This is a genomic window from Microbulbifer sp. SAOS-129_SWC, assembly GCF_039696035.1.
Lineage (GTDB): Bacteria > Pseudomonadota > Gammaproteobacteria > Pseudomonadales > Cellvibrionaceae > Microbulbifer.
Genome location: NZ_CP155567.1, coordinates 2,720,648 through 2,739,224, shown reverse-complemented (window position 1 = coordinate 2,739,224; position 18,577 = coordinate 2,720,648). Strand labels below are relative to the sequence as shown.

14 protein-coding genes are annotated in these 18,577 nt (G+C 53.9%); 7 read left to right on the top strand and 7 right to left on the bottom strand.

Features of this window, described 5'->3' with window-relative positions; translation table 11 throughout:
• Position 1: 1 nt before the first annotated feature.
• Positions 2–1,303, top strand: a complete 1,302-nt coding sequence (locus ABDK11_RS11855; protein WP_346836722.1) for a hypothetical protein — start codon at positions 2–4, stop codon at positions 1,301–1,303.
• A 61-nt stretch (positions 1,304–1,364) separates the two neighbouring features.
• Here ABDK11_RS11855 and ABDK11_RS11850 read toward each other — a convergent pair whose 3' ends face one another.
• The 4 genes from ABDK11_RS11850 to ABDK11_RS11835 form a co-directional block, all read right to left on the bottom strand.
• Entirely contained in the window at positions 1,365–3,191 is a 1,827-nt protein-coding gene (locus tag ABDK11_RS11850; protein ID WP_346836721.1) for a P-loop NTPase fold protein, read from the bottom strand.
• Between the two features lie 203 nt (positions 3,192–3,394).
• The gene (locus ABDK11_RS11845; RefSeq protein WP_346836720.1) at positions 3,395–3,946 is read right to left on the bottom strand and encodes a hypothetical protein; all 552 of its coding nucleotides are present in this window, start codon (positions 3,944–3,946) and stop codon (positions 3,395–3,397) included.
• Between the two features lie 165 nt (positions 3,947–4,111).
• Complete coding sequence (locus ABDK11_RS11840) at positions 4,112–5,194, bottom strand: hypothetical protein (RefSeq protein ID WP_346836719.1); 1,083 nt, start codon at positions 5,192–5,194, stop codon at positions 4,112–4,114.
• Complete coding sequence (locus tag ABDK11_RS11835; protein WP_346836718.1) at positions 5,187–6,710, bottom strand: adenylate/guanylate cyclase domain-containing protein; 1,524 nt, start codon at positions 6,708–6,710, stop codon at positions 5,187–5,189. The genes ABDK11_RS11840 and ABDK11_RS11835 overlap by 8 nt, the downstream gene beginning before the upstream one ends.
• A 395-nt stretch (positions 6,711–7,105) precedes the next feature.
• Here ABDK11_RS11835 and ABDK11_RS11830 point away from each other — a divergent pair, with 395 nt between their 5' ends.
• The 4 genes from ABDK11_RS11830 to ABDK11_RS11815 all read left to right on the top strand — a co-directional run bounded on the left by ABDK11_RS11830 (position 7,106) and on the right by ABDK11_RS11815 (position 13,222).
• Positions 7,106–7,822, top strand: coding sequence for an AHH domain-containing protein (locus ABDK11_RS11830; RefSeq protein WP_346836717.1), 717 nt, complete (start codon positions 7,106–7,108; stop codon positions 7,820–7,822).
• A 5-nt stretch (positions 7,823–7,827) separates the two neighbouring features.
• The gene (locus ABDK11_RS11825; protein WP_346836716.1) at positions 7,828–8,394 is read left to right on the top strand and encodes a hypothetical protein; all 567 of its coding nucleotides are present in this window, start codon (positions 7,828–7,830) and stop codon (positions 8,392–8,394) included.
• A gap of 597 nt (positions 8,395–8,991) precedes the next feature.
• A complete protein-coding gene (locus tag ABDK11_RS11820) occupies positions 8,992–11,475 on the top strand; it encodes an RICIN domain-containing protein (RefSeq protein WP_346836715.1) in 2,484 nt (827 codons plus the stop codon).
• A gap of 427 nt (positions 11,476–11,902) precedes the next feature.
• Positions 11,903–13,222 carry a lysozyme inhibitor LprI family protein gene (locus ABDK11_RS11815; protein WP_346836714.1) on the top strand — a complete coding sequence of 440 codons (1,320 nt, stop codon included), beginning with the start codon at positions 11,903–11,905 and terminating at the stop codon, positions 13,220–13,222.
• A 127-nt stretch (positions 13,223–13,349) separates the two neighbouring features.
• On the opposite strand, the gene ABDK11_RS11810 is transcribed toward ABDK11_RS11815, so the two are convergent.
• Positions 13,350–14,282, bottom strand: a complete 933-nt coding sequence (locus ABDK11_RS11810; protein WP_346836713.1) for an NAD-dependent epimerase/dehydratase family protein — start codon at positions 14,280–14,282, stop codon at positions 13,350–13,352.
• A gap of 301 nt (positions 14,283–14,583) precedes the next feature.
• On the opposite strand from ABDK11_RS11810, the gene ABDK11_RS11805 reads away from it, so the two are divergent.
• Complete coding sequence (locus ABDK11_RS11805; protein WP_346836712.1) at positions 14,584–15,501, top strand: acetoacetate decarboxylase; 918 nt, start codon at positions 14,584–14,586, stop codon at positions 15,499–15,501.
• On the opposite strand, the gene ABDK11_RS11800 is transcribed toward ABDK11_RS11805, so the two are convergent.
• Positions 15,498–15,968 (bottom strand): MerR family transcriptional regulator, encoded by a 471-nt coding sequence (locus tag ABDK11_RS11800; protein WP_346836711.1) that lies wholly within the window; start codon positions 15,966–15,968, stop codon positions 15,498–15,500. The two genes, ABDK11_RS11805 and ABDK11_RS11800, sit on opposite strands and share 4 nt — an antisense overlap.
• A 751-nt stretch (positions 15,969–16,719) precedes the next feature.
• Here ABDK11_RS11800 and ABDK11_RS11795 point away from each other — a divergent pair.
• Positions 16,720–17,670 (top strand): AraC family transcriptional regulator, encoded by a 951-nt coding sequence (locus ABDK11_RS11795; protein WP_346836710.1) that lies wholly within the window; start codon positions 16,720–16,722, stop codon positions 17,668–17,670.
• A gap of 27 nt (positions 17,671–17,697) precedes the next feature.
• On the opposite strand, the gene ABDK11_RS11790 is transcribed toward ABDK11_RS11795, so the two are convergent.
• Complete coding sequence (locus tag ABDK11_RS11790; protein WP_346836709.1) at positions 17,698–18,435, bottom strand: SDR family oxidoreductase; 738 nt, start codon at positions 18,433–18,435, stop codon at positions 17,698–17,700.
• Between the last annotated feature and the right edge of the window lie 142 nt (positions 18,436–18,577).

The window sequence follows — 18,577 nt, the reverse complement described above, 5'->3', positions numbered from 1 at the left end:
CATGGAAGATAATATCAATATCTCAGAAAGCATCGAATCCTTGATTCGCGAAATGGGCAACGTCCAGCGTGAGCAGGGAGCGGTATGTGGTGTTCTAGAATTAGACGAAGGTTTGCTCCGTACTTTGCGAAGCCTGAATCAGAGTGAGGTTATTGATGGTATCGTTCATGTTGATTCAGTTGATAAAGATGTTGAAGACTTATCCTCTGATGATTTTGGAAAATATGTAAAGGTTAGCGTCATTGAGTCTTTAGCGAGGGATTATATCCACATATATGAATCCCTTGATGACTTAATATCAGTGTCGTCTAACAAGATTCAGATTCCTGAGCGGTTTTACCTGATTGATACCAATTTTCGGCATCCACATGATCCCCCTGTTGGGCCTGTTAAGCACTATTTCGACCTGGTCAAATTTTTGCGAATGTTGAAGGAACGGGCTGATCACGTTAATGGCTTCGCTGAAGAGGTGGATGCTTTAGTATTTTTGCATAAATGTAGGTTTGACCTGCAGATTGTGTATGCATCTGGTGATTTGACGGATTCCCTTGATGGAATCTCCATTGTTCTCGGTGAGCTTTGCGGTGAAGAGCATTTTGAGCAAAAAAATAGCATATTGAAAGAAGTTCTCATTGGTATGCTTGCTGATCGTCAAGAAGACGATAGGTTAAGTTTTTTAATAGGAAATTTTGGGGAGTTTTCTCGCAGATTTAATGAGAACTACCAGTTTTTTGTGTCTGAATTTTCATTTGATACCGTTCGTATAGAGTACGAAGAAAAGAAAAGAGAGTATTTGATAAAGCTAAATGATGTCTTTGCTACCGCACAAACCAGAATGCTGGGTGTGCCCGTTTCGTTAGCGGTTTCAGCATTTAAAATGTCTCCATTGGTTGGTGCGGCAACGTTCTGGACAAACACTCTTCTACTTTTGTCTGTTATTGCTTATTCTAAAATGATGGCGATGCTTATAAAAAATCAAAAGCACACCATACAGTCGGTAAAGAGTGAATACGACAGCCATATGACTCGCTTGCAGCATCAATTTTCTGGCCAATACGAAAAAATCTCTCAAATAAAAGTAGATTTAGATGAAAGATTTAATTTTCAAAATGACTGCTTGAGTCACTTTAGGCTGATGTCCTGGGCTCTTGTTTTTATTGTTTTATTTATATTTTTATTTTACTTGCCTTGGGGTGCGATTGTTCAGCACATAGAATCAATTCACTTTGGACAATTTCTTTCTGATATCAAGCAATACGTTCTTGAGTCCCTGAGAGTTCTGCTAAACCTTTATCCTTGGTAAGCCATATAGCTTAGTAAAAATCTTAATTGATTTGAAATTTATACTATAATTTTAAATTGCCTTATCCTTCGGAATCTTGCTTTACTCTCTCGCCCATTCTGTCTGACAATTCGTTGAGCGTAGCCAATAAGTTTGACATGGCTCCTGTGTGCAAACCTGGCTGTTCTTCTTTGATGATTTTAGAGATCTCAAGGATCGCAGCTTTAATAACCCCATGCTCAGGCTCGAAAAAGGTTTCAATGTTGCTGAAGTTATACTTTTCTCTCATGTAGCCGGAATATTTAAATATTTCATAGCTGCTCCAATTATTTAGTGCAAAAATAAAATTTTGCGTGCCTATCCTGTTGAGGAAAGGGCTGTGTTTTAATTCTTTGACAGCTTCATTTTTTACCTCATCCCAACTCCGGCAGAACCGCTCTATAAAATCTTGGTTTTCCGCCTCAGACCGGGCCTCCTTTATCCTTCTTGTCTGCTGTTGATACAGTTCTCTTACTTTGTCCGAAGTGATTCCGCTCCATATCTGGTCTTCAGAAATGCTTGAAAAGTCGAAGCATTCTGGAGCTATTTCACAGCAAATCTTAAGTACTTCTTCTTTAGATATCCTTTTCTCATCGATGTATTTATTTTCTATCATGAATAGAGCAATGTCGCAGGTTCGATACCACTTCCTTATCTGCAAGTTGTTACTTGATCTAATATAATTTACCAGCTCTTGGGTTCCGTCAGAAAATTCCTTAGAGCTCATTCTATGTTGAGCAGCTATGCTAAGCATTTTTTCTAGTAGTGAGCTTTTTAGTGGGAGTTCTAAATCGATAATAATATCTTTAAATTGATATAATCCGTCACAGCAAAATGTTAATAGCTTTTCATTTACGGTGCCAAAGTCTCTAGAAAAAATGTTGTCAAACATTCTCTCCTTGTGGCTAAATTCGAATTCTTCGTCAGAATTACTACTTTGCATTTGTCTGTTTAAGTACGTTCTAGCAAGTTGTATGATTTCACCTTTTGAAAGGTGAGCCTCTAGATTCGCGTAGCAAATGCGTATTATTTGTCCTAAAAGTTGAGGAAGGGCTTCTTCTAAATTGACTTCGGGATTTTTTTTGATTTCTTGTGAAATTTTTTGAAACTTTGAGAGGGCTCGTTTTAATACTCTTAAGTTGGAGGAAGATAGTGTAGTTACTGTAAGTGAAATCTCATTGTAAAGATTGTCGTCATTTAATTCTTCAAATTCGACTTTTAATATTTCAAGTATCTGATCTTCACTGAGTTCAAATTTAACTTTGTCAACAAATACTTTTTCTATATCTTCTTTGGATCCTACTTTGTCCTCGTTCGCGATTACAACAATTCTTATATTTTTTGATTCGGCTAGATTTAAGCACTCGCCCAGAATATTTTTTACCGTTTGGGTTTCTGGAATTCGCTCTAAGTCATCAAGTATGAGAATGCAGTCATCTAGTTCGGAGTATATTTTATATTTGTATGCGCCAGCTACACCATTTAGGATCCCGCCTAGACCTTTTTCACCGAGATTTTGACCAACGCCATCTAAAAATGTTGTTGCAATTTTGGTAATTTTTGAAGCGTCGTTTCTGTTGGATATTGATAGTGAAATAATTCTATCTCTAAAATCTTCAATCCCTGAAACCCCGTACAGTGAAAAATAGTGAACTTCTGATGAGAATTTTTCTTTAATTTCCTCTATAAGGCTATCTTTCACGAAAAAAGTTTTTCCGCTCCCCCAGCTTCCATTTAATAAGACAATCTGTGGAAATGAGGTGTCCTGTAGAAGTTCAATAACTCTTTGCGAGTATGAAGAGTATGCACTTTTTTCACTTGATTTTTTATTCATTTTTTTGCAGGTGAATATTTTTCTTAGGGCTTTCATTTAATTTAATAATTAGGGCCAGAGTAAAATTTTGACATCTATTTTATCTTTCGCTCTCGATTAGAGTAATTGGGGTCAGAGTAGAATTGTGGCGCCTATTTTATCTTCCAGTTTCAAGTTATTAGGGCCAGATCAACCTTTTGGCGCGTTCTTATTTTGAGATATATCGAGCCTAAAAAATTGATCTAACCAATGATTGAATGCTATTGCTGGCAGCCAGCGTAGGCTTCCTTATAGCTTTTGTTAAAGCAGCTTACGAGCGAGTCCACAACGTTTAAATTCGGCGGCCATTCGATGGCGACAGGGTTTCCCCTGGCATCGGTGATATTTAGTTCTTCTGGTTTTTTGACGCTGGCGAGCAAGTCTCTATATCGGTTTAGGGCTTTTTTATCCTTTTTCAAAAAGGCAATGCTGGCCTCAACATAGTAGTTCCAACCCGTGATGTCGGTGTCTGCAGGGTGCTTTGATTGCTCGAATAGGGGGATTGCTCTGTCGATCTCGCCCATGCTGGCTCGTAACTGGCCTTCGTGCCAATAGAGTGTTGTGTCTTCAGGGGCATTACTATTTCTGTACTTTTGGAGGAGGTCTGCAGCTGCGGACTGACATTCCGCATCTTTTGCCAGTTCCCTCCAGCCGCCATCTGGATCTTGATCAAAGGATTTGAGGTCCAGACTTAACAGTTTCGTCTCGTCGTAATGGCAGGCACCAAATGCGTGAAGAGAAAAGGCCATCAATATAAGTATAAGATTCTTCAAAACCAGACTCCTTTTGTCGCCGTGATCGGCGCTATTCCTTTTATGTACGATTTCGCCTTTCAATCAAATGGCAATGTGGGGATCAGCTCGAAAATAACAGAAGTAGGGCGGGCCAGGGTGATCCAGACGTAGTAGCTACAGATCAGCTCTACGGTGCTGTATTCCCTATAGCTCGCCACCTGGCGATGTCGACAGCGCTTTCAGGTTTTCCAGCACCTTTTCCGCCCGGGTGATATTGGTTGTTAATTCCACATTGTCCGGGGCGAGGGCCTTGGCATCGCGCCAGACGGCGACGGCCTGTTCGATTTCCCCGTTGCTGTACAGCTCATTGCCGTGCCGGATTGCGGTTTCGACGCGGGTGTGCAGCTGTGACTGAAACCGGGCCTGTAAGGGAGGCAGCAGCGGGTTTTGCGGTGCCTGTTGCTGTAGCTGGCTCAGTTGCTGCCGGGCACTCTGCAGGTCACCGGCGTCCAGAGCCTGCTGCAGCTCCTCAATACCGCGCTTGTTGTCCGCCTTCGGGCTGGTCTGGCTCACATGGCGTGGCGGTCGGCGGAGGTGGCGGTTGGCCTGGGCCAGGTCCTGGTCGATGCGTTCGCGCTGTTCCTTGTCCTGCAGCAGGTCGTTGCCGTACAGGCGCCGTGCAACCTTCAAACCGCGCTGGGCCAGCGTATAGTCCCCGCGTTGCAGGGCCTGTTGCGCATGATCCTGTAGTTCTTCTGCCGAACTGCGGCATTTGCGGTGGAAATTCTGCAGTTCCAACCAGGTGAGTATGCCGGGGCCCTTCAGCTGGCGCAGGCGCTGGTAGGCCTCGGCGTCTTGCAGTAGCCGCTCCCCGCGGTGGATTGCCATATCCATACGCACCCGTTCTTCGCGCAACTCGCGCCGTTCGGAAAACTGTTGCTGCGCGCTGTTCAGCGTCTGGCTGTCTGGCAGGACCTCTGCGGCCACCTGCAAAACCCGCTCGGCGCCGTGCCAGTCGCCCTGTCTCTCCAGGCGGCTGGCGCTGCGGATCGCGCTGTGTTCGAACTGCTGCAGGCGGCTGTGCAACTGCCTGATTTGCCGCTGCTGGTCCGGCGTTGCGGCATCCAGTTCTTGCAAGCGGTGGAGTTCGGCAGACTGCTGGCGCGCCTGTTGCAGGGTGTCGGCAGGCAGACCTTGCGGCGCCTGCTCCTGAATCGGCATCAGGCTGCACGCCGGGAGCAGCGGTAACAGTAAAAACCACAACAGCGCTAAGCGGCGGTTACACATGCTCGGCTACCTGCGGAGTCCGTTGCTGGGGTTGGGTATTCAGTAGCTTCTGCAGGTTGGCCTGCAGCAGCGGTTGATCCTGGTGGTGGATGTCCTGCACCGAATAGAGGCCCACCGGCGCCGTCTTGCCGCGGATCGCCAGGGTACGTTCGGCCTGGGCGATGATGCGGGCCTCCAGCGTGGTGAACAGCTGCTTGCGAATAATGGTTTGATCCGGTTGGGCCTCGCTGCACAGGCGGGAGGCCAGATTGACGGCGTCGCCGACCACGGTGTATTCCATCCGCTCGTCGGAGCCCAGGTTGCCGGCCAGCATCGCACCGCAGTTGATGCCGATGCGGAAGTGTATCTCGGGGCGGCCGTCGGCGCGGCGCTGCCTGTTCAACTGCGCCGCCAGTTGCTGGATCAATACCGCACAGCTGACCGCGTTGAACGCGTGGTCGGAATCGTCGTCGAGCACGCCGAACACCAGCATCGCGCAGTCGCCGATAAACTTGTCGACCACACCGCCGTACATTGCGCAGGCGCGCGATATGTAAGAGAAATATTCGTTTAACAGCGCGGATACCTGGCTCGGCTGCAGCTTTTCCGACATGGCGGTGAACCCGGTGATATCGGCGAACAGCACCGTGGCCTCGATCGGCCGGTCGACCAGACGCACCTCGTCCAGGTTGGCGAGGACCTTGTCGGCCACGTTCTTCGACACGTAGCGGGAGAACACCTGCTCGACCTGCGATTTTTTCAGCAGCCCGGCGGCCATATTGTTGAACCCCTCGAATAGATAGCCGAGTTCGTCGTTGCGCTGCTGCTCGATGCGGGTGGCCAGGTCGCCGCGGCCGATGGCCTGGGTGGCCTCCATCAGGTGGTGGATCGGCAGCGACAGGCGCCGGCTCAGCCAGTAGGCCAGCAGGGAAGCCAGTACCGTCATGGCGAGGGTGGCGTAGACAATGGCATCGTGGGCTTTGCTTGCGGCCTGATCCATCTGCGAAGCCGACAGGGTCACCACCGCGGAGCCAACGCGGACATCCTGGTAAGTGGCCGGGGCGGTAAAGCTGATCAGGCGTTCGGGAGATCCATCGGCCATGTGCCGGAACCAGGGGCGGGATACGACCCCGGCGGCATCGAAGGGCATATCGGTGGGGGCCGGCTGCAGACCGCTCGCCGACAGCAGCTCGCCGTCGAGCGTGTATATCGCTGCGCCGAGGATTTTCTCGTCCTGGCCCAGGTTGGTGGTCAGCATGCGCAGGTTCAGGCTGTCCTCGGACAGAATCGGCTCACTGGCCAGCTTGGCCAGCTGCGATGCCATGGTGTTGCCGAAATCGTGCAGCTGGGTGCGGATCAGTTGGTTCTGGTTGTTGCTGATAAACAGCCCCAGGCTCGCCATCCCCAGCACCAGCAGCAGAGTCATGACCAGCGCCAGCTTGAACGCAATCGGGATATGGCGGGGCAACAGCTGGACAAGACGCACCTGTAGACCATTGGCAGCGTGCCGCAAAATGCCTTTGGCCTTAGTGATCACCGGGGAGACTCTCCTTATTGCTGGTCACCTTTATTCGAGTGGTGAGAGACCAGAACTATACCAGTTCTTGGGCAGCTGGTTGACTAGTCCCGGCTTATGTTTTGTCTAAAAAGTAGACAATCTGGTCGATTTATTTGCGACTGGCGAGTGCCGGGCAGGGCTGTGGCCTCTGTGGTGAGAAATGTGGCCCGCTGGGGGCACGGCAGGCCCGGAATAGTTGGAGGTTGATTGATTTATGAGCGGGCACCGGCACGGGAAGGGCTGTTTAAAGTTTGTACTGCAGGCCGGCTTGCCCCGGCGAGTGGGTTTGGCTTTTGAGGACTTCGTTATTCACACAGCGTAGGGGATTCAATATCATCTGTGCGTATGGAATGTTTGAAAAGGAGCTTCAAACCGTGGAATACGATCACGGCAAGCGGGTTACGCCGAATTACCACGAACTGTCACCCCTGGAACGGGCAATTGCTTCCTTTGAGACGAAGGCTCGTGACTACCACCAGAATACCGCTCCCAAGCCCAGCGAAACTCCAGCGCAGCGTGCAAAGCGTGAAAAGGAGCTAAAAAAAGCTCTGCGCCATTTGGAGGTAGAGAAATTAGCCGCACTTACCCAGGTTCAGGTCCAAACACAATTGCACGAATACCGGGCAGAGTTGATGCCAACGGATGGAGGGACGCGGCGGGAGCGAGTAGCGTTGCGAGAAGCAATGGCCGCTGAGAAGCATCACCCCACGAAAGTGCTTGCCAGGTTTATGCGCGCAGATGGCCGCCCCCAGCCCAGCCCCCGATTCAGCGCACATCATATCGTTCAGGGAAAGGGGCGAACCGAGCAGGCCGCCTTTGCCCGCATACAGTTACATTTCTTCGGTATTCGGATTAACGATCCGGATAATGGCGTGTGGATGCCACGCACGAAAGCGGATAAGGGGCACTGGGCAATGCCCAAAGCTGCCGCTCATTCTGAGGTCCATACGTTCAATTATGAAACGTGGGTCAGTAGTTCAATTCAACACGTTGCGGGGACAGTAGCCTTCCGCTCGAAGCTTGTTGTTATTCGGAACCTGCTGCGCGATGGCCTGCAGCCAGATTACGTGACTCGCTCTTCGGATCAGTAATTGTTATGACTATTTACAAAATATTTGCAGACGCAATAAATTTCCAAAGCTTCAGTTATGACAACGAGGACTTTCTCGATATTTTAGATCCTCATGTTGGCGAGTTGCAGGCGATGCGACTGGGTATGGTTGATACGCCGGTAGCCAATTTCTGGGAGCCCCTTGAACTCTCGTTTTTCCAGAATGAAGGTACTGTCGACTTGCCGGATATAGGGATATGTGGTCCAAGTTTGCTAGGAATGAATCAAAAGGCCTACGACGCTGTTGCTCCGCTCATTGGACCGTTGGGGGAGTTTTTGCCCTGTCAGTTGCTGGGCGGAACTGGCTATATTTTTCACTGCCTCAACTTTAAGTCGATTAGCGATGATCAGGTTGCTTATAGAACTCAAAATGGTATGGCTTACGAGGTGGAGTCTTTAGCTTTTCCAGGCGAAAGAGACAGTATTTTTATGGCGCAGAATGCTGTAACCGCCGATTTGTTCTGTAATGAATCGGTGGTGTCCGCGGTAAAAGAGGCCCGATTGACGGGCTTGGTGTTCAGCGAAAACCTGGCTCGAATGGTACCGGCATAATCACGGCCCCCTGGGGGGCGACGTCAGTTCTGTGGCAAACAGCCCGCAACGTTGTCGCGCGGTCAGCGCGGCGGCTCCCATACCGGTTGCCACGGACTTGGCTGGCGGATGTTTTCGGGCAGGGCACTCCTTTATTTATCTCCATATTTATACCGAAAGTATTCGATCTCCGACTGGTACGCCAGTATCTGTGCGTTTGTGCGCTGCTTCTCAGGGGACGTACGGTCACTTTTTTAACGTTTACAGCGTTTAAATTTCGTGACTAGAATCCTCTCGCCAGCCACTTTTTGATCTTCCGTGGTTGTGATGTCAGTAAAAAAGCAGTTTAAAAATAATAAAATTTTTTCCAATAAAAACAGCGACAACACGCCCAATCATCCTCAATCGCCGGCAAACAGCCGTGTGTCCAAAGTATTGTATTGCCGATGTCTGCTTCTGGACGGGCCGGCCCGTGTCAAAGGGTTGGAGTTCTCCCCTTAATGGATTGTTGCCGTGTTGCCAAATCAAGTTCACAGAGAGAATAAGGTTCGGCACATGATGAAGAGACTGATCCCCGTATATCTCGGGATAATTTCCCTATTTGTTCTGCAATTACCCATGGCTGCGCACGCAGCCAATTTACCGGCCGACAGGTACACGCTGGCGCTGGCCCACAGTGGCAAATGCGTGAATGTGCCCGGCGGCAGTACATCCAACAACGTCCAGCTGGAACAGGCCGGTTGCTCCGGCGCGCCGGTGCAGGATTTTGATATCAGCCCGGTGGGCGATGGCTTTTACAAAATCATCAATGTAAACAGCGGCAAGGCCATGCGCGTGCAGGGCGGTTCCAAGTCGGCGGGCGCGGCAGTGGTCCAGTACAGCTGGTACGACTACGGTTCCCAGCACTTCCTGCCGCAGCAAAACGGTAGCGGCTATATCCTGCGCAATCGCAACTCGGGCATGTGCGTCGAGCTCTCGGGTGCTTCACAGGGAGACGGAGCCCGGCTGGTGCAGATGTCGTGTAGCGGTTCACCGCAGCAGACCTTTGCCATCACGCCCGCCGTCGATGGCGAGCGTACTCTGGCGTCCGGCCGGTATACGGCAAAGGCAGTGCACTCGGGGCTTTGCCTCGATGTTCCGTCATCCAGCACCGCCAATGGCAAGCAGCTGCAGCAGTGGGGCTGCAATGGCACCGCCGCACAGCAGTTCGACTTCATCTATGCGGGCTCAGGCCAGTACGAAGTCATCAACGTCAACAGCGGCAAGTGTATCGACATCTACTGGAGCCAGACCGGCAACGGCACTCCGGTGCAGCAGTACAGCTGCAATCAGGGCAGCAACCAGCGCTTCCTGGTGGAGGGCACTGGTAACGGGGCTTTCTTGATAAAAAGCGCCCTGTCAGGCAACAAGCCGATCGATGTGTCCGATGTGTCCATGGACGCGGGGGCAAAAATCCATCTGTGGGATGAGCGGGGCGGCGACAACCAGAAGTGGACGCTGGAACCGGTGGTCTACGCGCCTGCCGTGCAGGACGGCATCTACAACATCGTTGCCACCCACAGCGGCAAGTGCCTGGATGTACCGGGATCGAGCACCGCCGCGGGAACCCAGCTGCAGCAGTACGCCTGCAACGGCACCGGTGCGCAGGCGTTCGAGCTGCTCCACCAGGCCGACGGCTACTACCGTATCCGCAATACCAACAGTGATCTGTCGCTGTCAGTGCGGGACTTTGCCGACGCCGCCGGTGCTGCAATCGAGCAGGGCGAAGGCTACGGCAGTGATAACCAGCTGTTCCGCTTGGTGCCCTATGGTTCCGGCTACGTGCTGCGGCCGAAGTCCAGCTACCAGTGCCTGGGAGTGAACAACAACCCGTTTAGCCTTGGCTATCAGGAGCTGGAGCAGTACAGCTGCGATTACGACAGCAACCAGGTCTTTGCGCTGCAATCTGTATCCACCCCTGCCACTTACGCCGCTGGCCCGGTAGCCAACAAAGACACGATCGTGTTGTTGCACGGCTTTACCGGCTGGGGCCGTAACGAATTGTTGGGCTTCAAGTATTGGGGCGGCGGCTGGACAGGCAAGCGCGACCTGCAGGAATACCTGAAATCCCAGGGCCACAATACCGTCACCCTGGCCGTCGGGCCGATCAGCTCCAACTGGGACCGGGCAGTGGAGGCCTACTACCAGTTGAAGGGCGGCTGTGTGAACTACGGTGCGGTTCATGCCGCCACTTATGGGCACGCGCAATTTGGCCGCTGTTATCCGGGGCTGCTACCGAACTGGGATGCCTCCCACAAAATCCATATTATTGCCCACAGCCAGGGGGGCCAGACGGCGCGGGTTCTGCTCAAGCTGCTGCGCGACGGCGCTCCGGAGGAGCACTACGCAGCCGGCACCGTGTTCGAGGGCGGCAGGAACTGGGTGCACAGTATTACCACGGTTTCTACGCCCCACAATGGCACCACGCTGACCGAGTTCTTCAACCCGCTGGATATTACCGAGCAATTGGTAACTTCTATTTACCGGGCCGCGGGCCTTGTCAGTGGCGAGAACGTGGTCTACGACCTGAAACTCGACCAGTGGGCGCTGAAGCGCCAATCCGGGGAAAGCTGGGAAGACTATTTCCACCGGGTCAAGGACCAGAGCCTGTGGCAGGAATCGCGCGATACGTCACTGTATGACCTGAGTGTGGAGGGGGCCCCCTACATCTACGGCGGTGCTGTTACCTACCCTGATGTTTACTACTTCTCCTATTCCACCCAGTCCACTTTCAAGGGGTTGTTCACGCAAAAGCAGTATCCCGGTGCTGCCACCTTCCTGCCGTTCATGCCGCAATCCCTGTTTATGGGACAGTACAAGAACAGCAATCTGGGCGTGGATGCCAGCTGGTTTGCCAATGACAGTGTGGTGAACACCAACAGCATGGTGGCTCCGATGGGCGCGCCCCGGCAGGAATACAACGGCCTGCCGGTACCCGGCGTGTGGCAGCACATGCCCAACAAGTCCGGTTGGGATCACCTGGACGTGGTCGGGTTGTTTACCCTGAAGGATATCAATCCGATGTACTTGAACCAGGCGGAAATCCTGGAATCCCTCGACTGACGGGTTCTGCCAGATCCGGAAAGCAGTAAAACATCGGCCGCCGTCACTGACGGCGTGCCGTGTCGGGCCAGCCCTGTATCCGGCTGGCTTTTTTTTATCTCCTCCTTATGCCACACCGCAGTGCACTGCGTATTTATGCGAACGATTCATAAAATTTTAGTAATCATTACCAGGTGCTGTGCAGCGGCTATGTTATCTCCGGGAAAAATGCCGCAGATCAGTGCTTGGCGTTCAGGAATGTTTCATTGGTGGGTTGGGTCATGGAGTTTGGGTTGAAGTACCTTTTACTTGCAGTGTTGCAGCGCGGCGGTCGCCTCGAAAATCTAGAAGGTAAGTGGTAGAGTGCGCGGACATTATTTTTTAATTTTTATTGCTTGTCAGCTTTGTTGTTGGCCCGCCGAATTCTTATTTAAATAAAGTCGAATAAATGCCTAGATTGCTATTGTTTTTGTTGCTGCTTCTGTCAAATACGGCATTGGCGGCGAGCTTCGACTGCCAGAAGGCAGATCGGGTGGTCGATAAAATTATCTGCTCCAATGAGCGGCTCAGCAAGCTCGATGAAGATATGGCAGCCTACTATTTCAAAGTCCGGGATGTTTTGCAGGGCAAGGCCTCTGCCGCTCTGGTTCAAGGGCAGAGAGACTGGCTGAGGCAGAGGCCCAGAAAATGTCCTTCCATCGATGCGGACTGCCTGATCAAGCTGTACAAATACAGAATTGTTGAGTTGCGGCGAGAACACGAAAATCGCATTCCATATCGGTCCTCGGGAAGGAATATCTTTAGTGGTCTCGAGGGCGCATGCGGTTTTGGCAGGGACGTGATTGCCAAGAATACACGGGTCTATGCCGGTGGTTCCTATGGTGGCAAGAGGGTCGGCCGCTCAATTGACGACAGCAGGCACAAGACAACCCAATTTGAGGTGATTGTGAATTCCCCGGACAAGCCGGTGGCATTGATACTCGGTGCCTACGAGCCCTCTGTGTGGAATATTTCCTGGACTCGGGGCACGAAGATATCCGCCGTCGTCGCCACTGGATACTACCGGCAGGCGGTGGCAGGGTTGCCCGGCAATGTCCCGATCCTGGTCAGCAGCAATGATAGCGACGGGCCCTGCGGATATCTCTATATCAAACAGCGTTACCTGAAGAAGATCAACCGGTTATCCGGCAAGGTCTTCAACAAGGATGTCAGTATGGTGTACTACGCCAAGAACGGTACGCTGGTCTTGGGTGATCCGATTCAAAGCAACCTCAAGCTGTACCAGTCTGACGACACGCCAGTGGAGACTTTTTTCGATACTCCCGCCCCGACCGTGGATGCGAAAAGTATCAATGATCTCCTGATGCTGGGGTTGATCCGCAAGGCCACGCGCGAGGACCTGGACGCCTGGCGGGAGCGCAAAACCAAATTTCGAGACAAGGACTTGCCGCCGGTAGCACCCGGGTTTCCGATAAAGTCCTCTGACACGATCAGCCTGCACAACGCCTATGTGATTCTTGGCCAGATAACGATGCCGCCGGGTTTATACGGGGGGCATTCGGTCAATTTCTTTCTGCCGGAGGGGGTGCCGTACCCGAAGGGAAGCCTTGGTCATTCCGGGCTGTTCGATTTTTCCACCATGACCTGCACGGGTATTCGTTGCCCGGGTGGACGACTAATACGGAGGCCACACCCCAGATCCATATCGTTGCCGGTCACCGAAACAAGCCGCGGGGTAAAAACCGGCAACGGTTACGGGGCGCAGTGATTTGCGGCCGGGCGCTGTCGTGCGCAATTGATTGTCGCTGGCCGGCCGTTGAATCGGACAGCGGCGCCAGATTAGCTCTGGCGCCGCTATCGAGAGCTCCGTCGAACGGAGAGCGCTGCCCGCCGGCTCAGGCGCCGGCTTTCTCATCCCGGATGACTGTCAGCCCCTGCTGAAATGTCGTGACGTTAAAATCGGGAAACCTCGATTTGAACTTGTCCGAGACAAAAATATTATCCACTGCATAGCGCGGTAACAGTTCCGCGGCGTCCCGAATTGTTCGATTGAACACCCCCGCCAGACGCAGCTGCCATCGCTTCACCACCTTGTAGTCCGCTTTCACGTCAAAGATCTCAGCTGCCAGGTGGACGAACTGCCGGTAGGTCAGGCGATTGTCATCGCAGGGCAGGTGCCAGGTCTGCCCATAGGCGTCGGGGGTATTGCCGAGGCGTGCCATCGCGCGGCTGGCGTCCGGGGTGTAGATCAGGCTGCGCAGCGTGTCGTCGCGCAGGAATACCCTGGCGGATTTACCGGCGAGCAGGTTCTCGAGAACAGTCGAATTGGTGATGCTCTGGGTTTTGCCCGGGCCGTAAAATTCCGGGGCGCGGCAGATCATTGCCTGCACCCGGCCTTCTGCCATCGCGCCGAGCAGATCGCGGGCGATTGCCGCGCGGACTCTGCCTTTTTCTCCATAGGGCAGAAAGTCCGTTTCCTCCGTTTGTGGTGCAGCGGTCTGCGGGTACATATAGGTGTTGTCGAAAAACACCAGTTTGGTCCCGTGCGCTGCGCAGGCCTCGATGACATTGCGCATCAGGGTAGGCCACTGGTCCACCCACAGCTGCGTATCCATTGGCAACCCGGCCGTCAGGTAGGCGATCTGCGCGCCCTCGACGGCCTGCCTGGCCTGTGTCGCGTCCAGTAAGTCTGCCCTGAACAGCTGGTCCGTTTCGTTGACTTTTTTCGGCTGGCGGCTCACCAGGCGGATCTCGCTGGTAAAGTCGCGTTTCAGTTGCGCGGCCAGCTCGCGCCCGATTTGCCCGCTTGCACCCAGTATCACTTGCATGCGCTGTTGCTCCATCGTCGTTGTCCAAACCGTGACTCAATGGGGGCTCAAGGTGGAATTCGCCACAGTGGAATCGCCCCGTGACGGTGGCTTCTCCGGGGCGGCCCAAAAGGAACATCACCGCATTTCGTCGAGTGGTGATCTTAGGCTTAAAGCCAACTTTAAGGTCAATACCTCTGTGCGGCTTAGGCTTCAGGGCAGCGTCGCAGGCTTGACCTTAAAGTAGTGTTTAACCTTAGAGTGCCGGGGATAGGCTGTTCACGGGCAGCCGCCAAGTCCCTGGTCAGTGCAGGTTACGAGTATGAACAAACGGTATACAGAGGTCGAATTCGGGGCGCACAATGTCGAAGTCGTAGAGGGCGGCTATTATGACCGTTTCCGCATGAATCCGGACCTTGACGAGGTAGCGCGGGACCCGGCCGCGGGCAATATCGACTGGTTTCGCCGTATTCCCAAGCAACTGGTCGATTCGCGAGTCGGCCCGATATGGGCGCCGAATTTCTATTACCGCACGAGCAATATCCAGCTACTGTTCCTCGCGCCTCTCGAGCGGTTGCGCGCGGAACTGCCCATGCCGCTTGAGCCGCTGCGCGCCTTGCCGGGTTACGGGTTGGTGGCGCTGACGTTTTTCTCCTACGCCGTCTGCGATAACGATCCCTACGACGAAGTCTCGATTGCCGTGGTGGTTCGCCGGCCCGGCGCGCGGGGTTCGCATGCGCTGGAGCTGCTCAATTCCATGCGGCGCCGCAACTTTTATGCCCATGTGCTGGCGCTTCCGGTCGATACGGAAATCGCGCGGGTGCGGGGCCTCTATGGCTATCAACTGCCCAAGTGGGGTGCGGAGATCGATGTAGAGGTCGGTGCGGATGTGAAGGCGAAGTTAGCGGCGCTGGACGGCAGGCCCGACCTGGAACTGAGAGCGCCACTGCCAAAACTCCAGCGCGCAGAGTCACAGTCCCACATGGGTACAACGACCATGGTGCACAGGGTGGACGGCGCCTGGCATCAGACCGCGGTGCAGAGCAATACGCTTGAATTCGCGCAGCGGCTCTTGCCCAAGAATGTCAGCCTGACGCGCAGTGGCGGCCCGCTGAGCCAGCTGCTCGATGGGCTGGGAGCCTCTACTATTATGCGCATGGATGTGGTCAAGGATGCGCAGGTGGTCCTGAATCTGCCAACGCCATTGGCGGCGCTCGACGACTGCGCTGCGCAGGATTAGTGACGTCGCGCTTTTTTCCGGGCGGATTCGGTTTTATTGTCTGCGAGGGCAGGGCGCTTCCCGCTGCCCAGCCCCATCTGCGACAACACCCGCTTGGCATTGGTCGCACAGTCGATGTCCTCCGGCTTGGCTTCCACCTGCGTCAGGACCTCGGCCAGGTGCGCCTTGCTCTGCGCCAGTTGTTGTTGCAGTGCTTCAATATCGTCGATCTTGCGCTTGATTGCGTTGACCAGCGAGCCGTGCTGCCACTGTTCCAGGCTCGCCGGTAGCAGCGCACGCAGCTCGTCGAGACTGAAGCCCGCTTGTTGTGCGGTGGTGATGAGGTTCAGCATCACCACCGCTTCATCCGGGTAGCTGCGATAGCCATTCGCCTCGCGTTCGACCGTCTGCAACAGCCCTATGCGCTCATAAAAGCGGATACGCGAGGCGGCGAGGCCGGTGCGCTGCGCCAGTTCTCCGATCTTCATCTGGATGGCCCTGATTGGATAACGCTTAACGTTAACGTTAACTTTAACATTAATGTTTGGTGGCGACCACGCAATCGGGGCGCCGCTCAGGCTGTGTGGTCTCCCGAGGCGTGCGTGCGAGCGCGATTAGCTTCCCTTGTCTGCGGGCATAACTGAAAACTTCTTCATGCCCGCGTGCGGGCAAATATTGTGTCGAGCTTTCCGCCCATCAAACCTGATCCGGCAATGCCTATCTTGATATTCACTTCGCCCGTCTGGGGTTTGGGAACCGTTGGTGGCACACCGGTTATCGATCGGATTTGCGAATCGTGGCTGTTAGCGGCCCTCTCTTGCGCATGATGTCGGTGCCTGAATCGAGTGTGCCCAGCTTCACCAAACCGTCGGCGTGGCGGAAATCCTGGTAAAAAATGGCCAGGTTTCCACGCGGGGCGTAGTAGGTTTTATCGCCCGTCCTGGCCGCAAAGCCTTAGGGCGCACCGATGGTTGACCGTTTCCCGGGGAGATCGCTGACTTTTTCTGTGGCGGCGTAGTCTTCCAGTGTCAGTGACAGTGGAAACAGGGCGAAAGTCCTGCGCGGCCTGACTGTTGCCGAGGGTCGCGGTAATCGTAGTTCCCCCTTTTGGGAGTCTGTGCGTTTATTCAGTAGAGTATTGGACTGGTTTTCTTGCCCAATCCTATGGATGGAGGGTCTTTTTGTGGTGACAAGTGGCGGGTGGGAGTAGAGTTGCCACTGAGGAGGACCTTGTAAGTTATGGCTAATCGGAACCACATTCAGCAGCTCCGTGAGCCACAGGTTGGTGCATTGCACCGGGCCGTGGCCGGGGTAATCTCCAGGCACACCAGCGGGGAGGGCGACTATGCCACGGCGGTCCCGAATCTCGGTTTTTTCCGGCGTGAGCGACCTTCGGAGCCGGATTTCTGCCTGATCGAGCCGAGTGTGGTAATGGTTGTACAGGGCGATAAGCGGATGGTGATTGGGGGGGAGACCTATCCCTACAATACATCGAACTTCCTGGTTACATCGCTGGACCTCCCGGCCACGTCCCAGGTGATTACCGCGAGTCCGGAGAACCCCTGCCTCGGCCTGGTGTTGAAGCTGGATTTGCGCATGCTGGCGGAATTGATTGCCCAGGGCAGTCTGATACCGCCGCGTGACAAGGTCTCCGGCAGCAGTGTCGGGCTGGGCGCGGTAACCCCTGGAATTCTGGAGCCGTTCAACCGCCTGCTGAATCTGCTTGATGAACCCGAAGCCATCGAGGTGCTGGCGCCATTGATCGAGCGCGAGATTCACTTTCGCCTGTTGATGAGCGACCAGGCGGCGCTGGTCCGGCAGATTGCATCGGTGGACAGCCATGGCCACCGGGTTGCCAAGGCGATCGACTGGCTGAAATTGAATTTCGCCGCGCCACTGCGCATCGAGGAACTCGCGGCCCGCGTACAGATGAGTGCTCCGACCTTCCACCACCACTTTCGCCAGCTCACTTCGATGAGCCCGCTGCAATACCAGAAGTGGCTGCGTCTGAACGAGGCCAAGCGGCTGATGCTCAACGAGTACCTGGACGCGGCCAGCGCAGCGTTCCAGGTGGGTTACGAGAGCCCGTCACAATTCAGCCGCGAGTACAGCCGTATGTTTGGCGCGCCGCCCCGGCGCGATATCGAGCGTTTGCGTAGCCAGGCCCAGGGCGCGAGGCTGCAGGGTTGATAGTGTCAGCGGTTATGCCGTTGCATTTCAGTATTCCTGGCTGGTGGGGCGGAACAGCACTTCGTTGATGTCCACGTCCTCCGGCTGGCTCATGGCGAAGGCCACTACTCGTGCAAAGGAGTCTGCCGGGATCGCCTGCTCGTAGACTTTGTCCATACGCGCAACCACATCGGCATCGGTGATGGCGTCGGTCAGTTCCGTTGCCACCGCCCCCGGGGAAATGATGGTGGTGCGGATGTTGTACGGCTTAACCTCCTGGCGCAGGCCCTCGGAAATCACCCGCACGGCGTGCTTGGTGGCTGCGTAAATCACACCTCCGGGACCGACCTTGTGGCCGGCCACCGAGGCCACATTGATAAAGTGGCCGCTATTCTGTTTTTGCATCACCGGCAGTGCGGCGGCGATGCCATACATCACGCCCTTGATATTGACGTCGATCATGCGATCCCACTCGTCGATATGCAGTTTCTCCAGCATCGAGCTGGGCATCAGACCGGCATTGTTGAGCATGACATCGACACGGCCGTGCGCCTGCACAGCCGTGTCCACCAGCTGTTGTACCTGCTGGCGGTCCGTGACGTCGGTCTGTACTGCGGCGTTGTCGCCCAGTTTGAGTTCCTGTGCCAGTGCACTTAGCTTGTCGATTCGGCGCGCGCCGAGCACGAGTCTGGCACCCTGCTCGGAGAGTAGCCTGGCGGTTGCTTCACCGAGACCGCTGCTGGCGCCGGTGATTACGACAACTTTACCGTCGATATTTTGTGTCATCTGTTTGCCTTTCCCGTTTGTGCGGAATTTGAACATGAACAATATTAGTAATACGGCGGACATGCTATTTCCACTGCTTGCGCCGGGTTAATTGGCGGTGTATTTCGCGGTGATTCGTTGTATTGAATAGCATCGCTCGCCG

What these genes read in the sequence shown, in the direction of transcription:
- ABDK11_RS11855 (WP_346836722.1), top strand. Translation starts at nt 2, where the DNA reads ATGGAAGATAATATCAATATCTCAGAAAGCATCGAATCCTTGATTCGC.
- ABDK11_RS11850 (WP_346836721.1), bottom strand. Translation starts at nt 3,191, where the DNA reads ATGAAAGCCCTAAGAAAAATATTCACCTGCAAAAAAATGAATAAAAAA.
- ABDK11_RS11840 (WP_346836719.1), bottom strand. Translation starts at nt 5,194, where the DNA reads ATGTGTAACCGCCGCTTAGCGCTGTTGTGGTTTTTACTGTTACCGCTG.
- ABDK11_RS11825 (WP_346836716.1), top strand. Translation starts at nt 7,828, where the DNA reads ATGACTATTTACAAAATATTTGCAGACGCAATAAATTTCCAAAGCTTC.
- ABDK11_RS11820 (WP_346836715.1), top strand. Translation starts at nt 8,992, where the DNA reads ATGGCTGCGCACGCAGCCAATTTACCGGCCGACAGGTACACGCTGGCG.
- ABDK11_RS11815 (WP_346836714.1), top strand. Translation starts at nt 11,903, where the DNA reads ATGCCTAGATTGCTATTGTTTTTGTTGCTGCTTCTGTCAAATACGGCA.
- ABDK11_RS11810 (WP_346836713.1), bottom strand. Translation starts at nt 14,282, where the DNA reads ATGCAAGTGATACTGGGTGCAAGCGGGCAAATCGGGCGCGAGCTGGCC.
- ABDK11_RS11805 (WP_346836712.1), top strand. Translation starts at nt 14,584, where the DNA reads ATGAACAAACGGTATACAGAGGTCGAATTCGGGGCGCACAATGTCGAA.
- ABDK11_RS11800 (WP_346836711.1), bottom strand. Translation starts at nt 15,968, where the DNA reads ATGAAGATCGGAGAACTGGCGCAGCGCACCGGCCTCGCCGCCTCGCGT.
- ABDK11_RS11795 (WP_346836710.1), top strand. Translation starts at nt 16,720, where the DNA reads ATGGCTAATCGGAACCACATTCAGCAGCTCCGTGAGCCACAGGTTGGT.
- ABDK11_RS11790 (WP_346836709.1), bottom strand. Translation starts at nt 18,435, where the DNA reads ATGACACAAAATATCGACGGTAAAGTTGTCGTAATCACCGGCGCCAGC.